Annotated in this window: 9 protein-coding genes and 1 other RNA gene; 4 read left to right on the top strand and 6 right to left on the bottom strand. The window is 46.2% G+C overall.

Annotated elements, in window-relative coordinates:
- On the top strand, positions 1 to 329 hold a 329-nt coding region (locus tag B5D26_RS11755; protein WP_143833116.1), incomplete at its 5' end, for a transposase.
- A 30-nt stretch (positions 330 to 359) separates the two neighbouring features.
- Here the strand turns inward: B5D26_RS11755 and B5D26_RS11750 are convergent.
- From B5D26_RS11750 to smpB, 4 genes are all read right to left on the bottom strand, one after another.
- A complete protein-coding gene (locus tag B5D26_RS11750; RefSeq protein WP_078745921.1) occupies positions 360 to 725 on the bottom strand; it encodes a hypothetical protein in 366 nt (121 codons plus the stop codon).
- A gap of 62 nt (positions 726 to 787) precedes the next feature.
- A complete protein-coding gene (locus B5D26_RS11745; RefSeq protein WP_078745920.1) occupies positions 788 to 2029 on the bottom strand; it encodes an integrase domain-containing protein in 1242 nt (413 codons plus the stop codon).
- Positions 2030 to 2195: 166 nt separating this feature from the next.
- Positions 2196 to 2555: a transfer-messenger RNA gene (gene ssrA, locus B5D26_RS11740) on the bottom strand.
- A gap of 43 nt (positions 2556 to 2598) precedes the next feature.
- On the bottom strand, positions 2599 to 3081 hold the full coding sequence (gene smpB / locus B5D26_RS11735; RefSeq protein ID WP_078745926.1) for an SsrA-binding protein SmpB: 483 nt from the start codon (positions 3079 to 3081) through the stop codon (positions 2599 to 2601).
- A gap of 172 nt (positions 3082 to 3253) precedes the next feature.
- Between smpB and B5D26_RS11730 the strand changes: the two genes are divergently transcribed.
- Positions 3254 to 3688: a type II toxin-antitoxin system RatA family toxin gene (locus tag B5D26_RS11730; protein ID WP_078745919.1), complete on the top strand. Its 435-nt coding sequence runs from the start codon at positions 3254 to 3256 to the stop codon at positions 3686 to 3688.
- A complete protein-coding gene (locus tag B5D26_RS11725) occupies positions 3678 to 3968 on the top strand; it encodes an RnfH family protein (RefSeq protein ID WP_078745918.1) in 291 nt (96 codons plus the stop codon). Before B5D26_RS11730 ends, B5D26_RS11725 begins: the two co-directional genes overlap by 11 nt.
- Before the next feature lie 33 nt (positions 3969 to 4001).
- Here B5D26_RS11725 and B5D26_RS11720 read toward each other — a convergent pair whose 3' ends face one another.
- Positions 4002 to 4316 (bottom strand): outer membrane protein assembly factor BamE, encoded by a 315-nt coding sequence (locus tag B5D26_RS11720; protein ID WP_159445654.1) that lies wholly within the window; start codon positions 4314 to 4316, stop codon positions 4002 to 4004.
- An 82-nt stretch (positions 4317 to 4398) separates the two neighbouring features.
- Between B5D26_RS11720 and fur the strand changes: the two genes are divergently transcribed.
- Entirely contained in the window at positions 4399 to 4806 is a 408-nt protein-coding gene (fur, locus tag B5D26_RS11715) for a ferric iron uptake transcriptional regulator (protein ID WP_078745916.1), read from the top strand.
- A gap of 88 nt (positions 4807 to 4894) precedes the next feature.
- Here fur and recN read toward each other — a convergent pair whose 3' ends face one another.
- Entirely contained in the window at positions 4895 to 6601 is a 1707-nt protein-coding gene (gene recN, locus B5D26_RS11710) for a DNA repair protein RecN (protein WP_078745915.1), read from the bottom strand.
- Positions 6602 to 6624 lie beyond the last annotated feature (23 nt).

Raw genomic sequence — 6624 nt, 5'->3', positions numbered from 1 at the left:
TGGAAGCGAAATGGGGTGCTCAGTACCCGCTGGTGATAAAGTCTTGGCGGAGTAAGTGGGAAAATCTCTCAGTTTACTTCAAATACCCAGAGCAAGTGCGAAGGGCGATTTATACAACGAATGCGGTTGAAGCGGTGCACCGTCAGTTCCGTAAACTGACCAAGACGAAAGGGGGCTTTGCTAATGAAAATGCATTGCTCAAGCTGCTATACGCGGGTATGTTGAAGGCATCAGAGAAGTGGACGCATCCGGTGCAAAACTGGAACCTGACATTGTCTCAGTTGAGCATCCACTTCGAAGGCCGAATAGACCAGCACGTCGATCTTTAAGAAATGGGTGACACAGAACTATGAACACCCTCATTCACTACCCTTAAACTGTTGCTTGCGCCAGCACCTGATGTTTTTCCTGTATAGTTTCAATGCTTCAACGCTAATCCCTAAGTTTTCCGCTATCGCTTCTAACGCCTTAGTTTTATATCCTCTTTTGTTCTGGTATAGCAATTCCATATACTCTAGGCGTTGAACAATCTCAAGTTCTATCATTTGTTTTTCCCATGTTCTTTTTTGACCAGGCCGTTTTTTCTGGCTGCCGTCTAATGCATCAGCAATAAGTAGCCGCATAGATGGTGTTATTTCCCCACCTTGCCTGATCCACTTGGCTAACTCTCTAGGATCCCCATACATAAAGTATAGTTCTGCATTTAGCCCGTATAAATCCGTCATACTCTAATCTCCCTCAGACTAACCACGTTATCGGCATCTCTCATAATTCGACTGGATCATCACTAAACAGACCTCAGCATCTTATGGCCGCTTGCCATACTCAAATTACCCATAGCGGCCTGTTCTATATGTTGGCTCCACCACTCCATTAGCTTGCGTCTGCGTTCGATATATTCCGCTCGGTTGTAGGCTCTGCGAACCTCATTTTTTTCAATATGGGCAAGTGCTGATTCGACCACATCAAAATCAAAACCTTGCTCATTCAGGGTGGTACTGGCTAACGCTCTGAGTCCGTGAGAAACGAGTAAACCACCGTACCCCATGCGTTTAATTGCCACATTGGCAGTGCTGGAGTTGGTGGGTTTCTTAGAGTTTCGATCACTGGGGAAAATATACTCACTGTATTGGCTGATGGGTTTCATCGTTTCCAGTAGCGCTAGGCATTGGTCGGACAATGGGACTTTATGTTCTAACTTTTTTTTCATCCTAATGGCGGGAATTGTCCAGATTCGGTTATCAAAATCTATCTCATCCCAGCGAGCGCCTGCGGCCTCATTCGGTCTGATCATTGTATGCAACTGCCATTCGATCAGGCAGCGGGTGGTTCTCTTAATGTTAGCATTGGCGAGGTCGTGCAAAAACTTGGGGAGTTCGTCCGGCTTAATGGTGGGATAGTGTTGTTTTTTAGGCGGCTCAAATATGGCACTAATTTTTGCTAGAGGGTTAGCCTCGATCAGTCCACTATTCACGGCAAAATACATCACTTCATTAATCCTTTGGCACATTCTTTTTACAGTGTCTAGGCTGCCTTTGGCCTCTAATGGTTTGAGTGCTTGAATAGTGATAGGGGCTTTTAGTAGATGAATGGGTGTATCGCCAAAGCTAGGAAATGCGTGTAGTTCTAGCGATCTGAAAATATCTTTCGCATGACCTTTGGAAACATTTTTCTGTTTCACCTCTATCCAAAGTTCGGCAACGGCTTTAAAGGTGTTGTTATAGGCTTGTGTTGTTTGTTGGCGCTGTTCGTTCCAATGTTGCTTTGGGTCTATGTCACTTTTTAGCAAGCGTCTAGCTTCTGCCGACTTTTTTCTAGCATCTGCCAGTGATATATCAGGATAGCTACCAAAACTTATATTGGTTCGGTTTTTCTTGAAAGGGGGTGTGTAATTAAAAAGCCAGAGCTTTGAGCCGTTAGGTTTAACCCTTAGTGCTAAGCCGTTGCCGTCAGATAGTGAGTATTCCTTGTCTTTGGGCTTTGCTTGCTTTACTTCAGTATTCGTTAAAGGGGTGGTCAGTCTAGCCATTTTAGTAACACCGCAATCCGTGGTTTAGGCTTGATGTTACTTCTGGTGTATCTAAAAACGCAAGATTAGATAAGGTTGATTAAGGTTTTATAAGACACAAAAAAGCCCGAAACCCTTTATTTATCAGGTGTTTCAGGCTTGTTTGCGACCATTGAAGGTCTTTGTTTGGTGGAGGCGGCGGGGATCGAACCCGCGTCCGCCAGTCCGCTGCCATCAGCTCTACATGTTTAGTTTCATTTTTTAGTTTAATGCCCAACACTCCAATGAACAGGATTGTCGAACACGAGCCTTGAAGAATTTAGCAGCGCGGTCTAAGGCGGACTTTGCTGCGAGCCTGTTTCGCGGGCTCATACCTTGTCAAGAAGTTACAGGCAACTTCCGTCGAAGGGAGCTACAATTAAGCAGCTAGAGCGTAGTTTTCGTCGTTTGCGACTATTTGTTTGTAACGCTTTGATTTACGAGATAACGCTACCCTCTCGACATGCACCTCAGGGTTTGTAACCGGCGTCGAAGCCATGTCGCCCCCAATAGTCTGACCATTCTACCGAATAGTCAGCTTAACTGCTAGTTTATCCGGCGTAGTCGCGGACAATACGTTGTTTTTGACGGTTCCAGTCTCGGTCTTTCTCTGTTGCGCGTTTGTCGTGTAGCTGTTTACCTGTTACCAAGGCGATTTCACATTTCACCAAGTTGGCTTTCCAGTACAGTGCTAACGGCACACAGGTGTGACCCTTTTGCTGAAGCGCGGCAAAAATTTTCGCAATCTCTTTTTTGTGCAGCAGTAGTTTACGTGCGCGCATAGGTTCCGCGATGACGTGCGTAGACGCCGTGATCAACGGTGTTATATGTGCAGCAACTAACCACATTTCGCCACGCTGGATAATGGCGTAAGCATCGGTGATTTGGACTTTGCCCTCACGGATACTTTTGATTTCCCAGCCCGATAGCGCAATACCCGCTTCGAATTTCTCATTAATATGATATTCGTGACGGGCGCGTTTGTTCAGGGCGATGGTGCCGCTGCTTGGTTTTGATTTCTTTTTCGTAGCCATGTTGGGCATTATAAAGCGAACTGAGTTAAAGGGCTACGTGGTGAAACCGTTAAAAATCAAAATCATGCTACAATCGGCTTTTTTATCTGGCAGGCTTACAAATCTGTGATTTTTTTCTGGGTTGAAAGGCGTTTGTCATTGAGATTTTGTTATTAGATGAAGGGTGTGATTGATGACCACTGTGACTCGAACTGCGCTGGTGATGCATTCTGCGAAGCAGATGTATGATTTGGTGAACGATTGTGAGTCTTACCCTCAGTTTTTGCCTTGGTGTAGTGGTGCAACCTTAATTGAGTCCTCTGCTACGCATATGGTTGGGCGTTTGGAAATTGCTAAAGCGGGTTTGAAACACAGTTTTACAACGCGTAATACGCTACAGGAGCCTAATCGTATTGAGTTAAAGCTGGTTGACGGGCCGTTTAAAAAGCTTGAGGGCGAGTGGCGCTTTGATGCGTTATCCGATGAGGCTTGTAAGGTGTCGTTGACGATGGAGTTTGAGTTTTCAAGCAAGGTATTGAGTATGGCGTTGGGTGGAGTGTTTAACCAAGCGGCCAATACGTTGGTGGATGCGTTTTGTCAGAGAGCAAATGAAGTCTATGGACGATAAGTTAATTCGTGTTGAGGTGGTGTACGCGCTGGCGCATGATCAGCGTGTGGTTGAGCTGTTTGTGCCTGAGGGTACAACGGTATTTCAAGCGGCTGAACGTTCTGGTTTGGTAGCCCATTTTCCAGAAATTGATTTAGAATCAGCGCCAATGGGTTTGTTCAGTAAGCTGGTGAAGCAGCCTAAGACGCAAGTTTTGCGAGAAAATGACCGCGTTGAAATCTATCGGCCTTTAATAGCTGATCCGAAAAAAGCCCGTGCCAATCGAGCGGCTAAGCAGTAGGGCTTGCCGCTAGCTGGCAGGTTTGATGCTTGGCTATTGCTGCTTTTCGATGCGGCTTAGCTGATTGTCATCAAAAAAAAGTGTAATACGCTGTTGTGTGACATTGTCTCTAGGGTCTTTTGACCAATAGAGATAGTCCCAGCGATTAGGGTTAAAGGTTGCTGGAGCCAAAGTGTTGCCCATCACGTAGGTGACTTGCTCTTTGGTGAGGCCGGGTTTTAATTGATTGATCATCTCATCGGTCATAACGTTGCCTTGTTGCAGCTCACGTTTGTACACTCCTGGAAAAATACAGCCAGAAAGTGTGACGAATGAAGAAAAGATGACTAAAATGATCAGTCTTTGCATTTGAGAATATCTTTCACCTTGTTGTGCAAGTCTGGGATAATACCGGAATACACAGCGACTGCGAAGCGAGACCAGAAAAAACATGGCCGACGAAAATCAAGAGCTTAAAAAAGCGGGTTTAAAAGTGACGCTACCCCGCATCAAGATTCTTCAGTTGCTGGAAAGTGCTGACAGTCACCACATGAGTGCTGAAGATGTTTATAAATCATTACTAGAGTCGGGAGAAGACGTAGGTTTGGCAACCGTTTATCGGGTGCTAACACAGTTTGAGTCTGCTGGCTTAGCTGTGCGCCACAATTTTGATGGTGGTCATGCGGTATTTGAACTAGCAAAAGATGAACATCACGACCATATGGTATGCGTTGATTCTGGTGAGGTGATTGAGTTTTTTGATGCTGAAATTGAGCGTCGTCAACGCCAGATCGTTGCAGAACATGGCTTTGAATTGGTTGAGCATTCTTTAGTGCTATACGTTAGAAAGGCTAAATAGCGCCTTCTAAGGTTTAACTTATTCGGTTATGTTGCAAATAAGCCCAGTATGCACTGGGCTTATTTGTGTCAGCGGTATGCCTGTAAAGTTAGCAGGTAAGGCGTTGTTGGCTGTGTTGTAGCATTTCATGTGCGTGGGCTAAGGTTTGCTCTGTTAGATCAATGCCACCTAACATGCGCGCCAGCTCTGTTACGCGCTGTTCCTGCTCTAGCCAAACCATTTCAGAGTGCGTGCTGTTTTCTGTGCTGCTTTTCTTAATAAACAGATGTTGATCACCTTGCGCGGCTACTTGTGGTAGGTGTGTCACCGATAAAATCTGTCCTTTCTGTGCGAGATTGTGCAGCAGCTGTCCAACAATTTCTGCCGTGCCGCCGCTGATGCCGACATCTACTTCGTCAAAAACTAAGGTTGGAATGGCTGAGGTTTGTGCGGTGACCACTTGAATGGCAAGGCTGATACGCGATAGCTCGCCACCCGAGGCAATTTTGATCATAGGTTTAGGCGGTTGGCCGGGGTTGGTGCTGATTAGAAATTCAACATTGTCTAAACCATGGGCTTGAAACTGTTCTGAGTTCTGAATAGAAACTTCAAAGCGTGCGTTGCTCATGCCCAGTAGGCTGAGTTGTTCGTTGATATTTTGATTCAGCTGATAAGCCGCAGTTTTACGTTGTTGGCTTAGTTGTGCCGCCTGTTGGCGGAAGGCTTCAGTAAGCTGCTGAAGCTGTTCGGCAAGTTGTTCTATGTTTTGGCTGCCATTTTCGATGCTGTTGAGTTCTGCTCTTAATTTGAGGCTGTGCTGGTATAGTTCTTCCGGGGTGATGTGATGTTTACGCGCCAGTTGATAGATAGTTGATAGGCGCTCTTCTACAAACTGTAGGCGCTCAGGGTCTAGCTCGCAGCTTGAGACAAAGTGTTCGAGTTCCCGTGAAGCTTCTTCTATCTGAATCAAAGCATCACCTAACATCTGCCGAATGTCGTTCAAGCGAGCATCTTGTGACGGTAGGTGATTGATGCGATTGCAAGCTTGATTCAATAGCTGGCGAGCGCCGCCTTCGTCGCTATCACACAAATTAAAAGCCGCTTGGCCTTCTAGTATTAAGGTATCGACATTGGCAAGGTGTTGTTGCTCCTCTTCTAGGCTTTGTAGCTCTTGCTCCTCAAGGGCGAGCTGTTCTAGTTCCTCTACCTGATAACGCAGTAGCTCAATACGGGCTTGCTGTTTGTCATCTTGGTTTTTTAAGGTTTCTAATTGTCGGCGACAGTGTTGCCAGTTTTTGAAGAGGGCTTGCTGGTCTTGTACTTGTGGCTCTAAATGAGCGAAAGCGTCTAGTAAGCGCAGGTGACTTTCGCGCTGTAATAGTGATTGATGCTCATGCTGGCCGTGAATGTCAATTAAGTGGCTGCCAAGTTTCTTTAGAAGCTGTACAGAGCAAGGCTGGCCGTTGATCCAAGCTTTTGAGCGACCATTGTTGTGAATGACACGTCTGAGTTGGCACTCTTGAGTAGAGGCTGTCTGGTTGGGTTTGTGCTCACCTTCTTCTAGCTCGTTTTCCAGTAGCCAATGTTGTGCCTGTGGTAATTGGCTGATGTCGAATTGTGCCAAAATTTCAGCCTTGGCTGCACCGTGGCGTACGCTGTCTGCGTCGGCTCGGTCGCCTAATGCAAGACCAAGGGCGTCTAGCAGAATAGATTTACCTGCTCCTGTTTCCCCTGTAATGACGGTCATGCCTGAAGGCAGATCCAGCTCAAGTGCTTCAACAATGGCAAGGTTACGAATAGCTAAGTAGGTCAGCATAAATGCACCCTCATTCGGCGCGG

Origin of the sequence: Oceanospirillum multiglobuliferum, assembly GCF_900167095.1 — a bacterium.
In the GTDB taxonomy this organism is placed as follows: Bacteria; Pseudomonadota; Gammaproteobacteria; order Pseudomonadales; family Halomonadaceae; genus Oceanospirillum; species Oceanospirillum multiglobuliferum.
The sequence above is the reverse complement of the archived record's forward strand: the minus strand, read 5'-3'. Positions and strand labels throughout refer to the sequence as shown.

Excerpts from the sequence above, each read along its gene's own strand:
- fur (WP_078745916.1), top strand. The coding sequence starts at position 4,399 with ATGGCCGACGAAAATCAAGAGCTTAAAAAAGCGGGTTTAAAAGTGACG.
- smpB (WP_078745926.1), bottom strand. The coding sequence starts at position 3,081 with ATGGCTACGAAAAAGAAATCAAAACCAAGCAGCGGCACCATCGCCCTG.
- B5D26_RS11720 (WP_159445654.1), bottom strand. The coding sequence starts at position 4,316 with ATGCAAAGACTGATCATTTTAGTCATCTTTTCTTCATTCGTCACACTT.
- recN (WP_078745915.1), bottom strand. The coding sequence starts at position 6,601 with ATGCTGACCTACTTAGCTATTCGTAACCTTGCCATTGTTGAAGCACTT.
- B5D26_RS11745 (WP_078745920.1), bottom strand. The coding sequence starts at position 2,029 with ATGGCTAGACTGACCACCCCTTTAACGAATACTGAAGTAAAGCAAGCA.
- B5D26_RS11725 (WP_078745918.1), top strand. The coding sequence starts at position 3,678 with ATGGACGATAAGTTAATTCGTGTTGAGGTGGTGTACGCGCTGGCGCAT.
- B5D26_RS11730 (WP_078745919.1), top strand. The coding sequence starts at position 3,254 with ATGACCACTGTGACTCGAACTGCGCTGGTGATGCATTCTGCGAAGCAG.
- B5D26_RS11750 (WP_078745921.1), bottom strand. The coding sequence starts at position 725 with ATGACGGATTTATACGGGCTAAATGCAGAACTATACTTTATGTATGGG.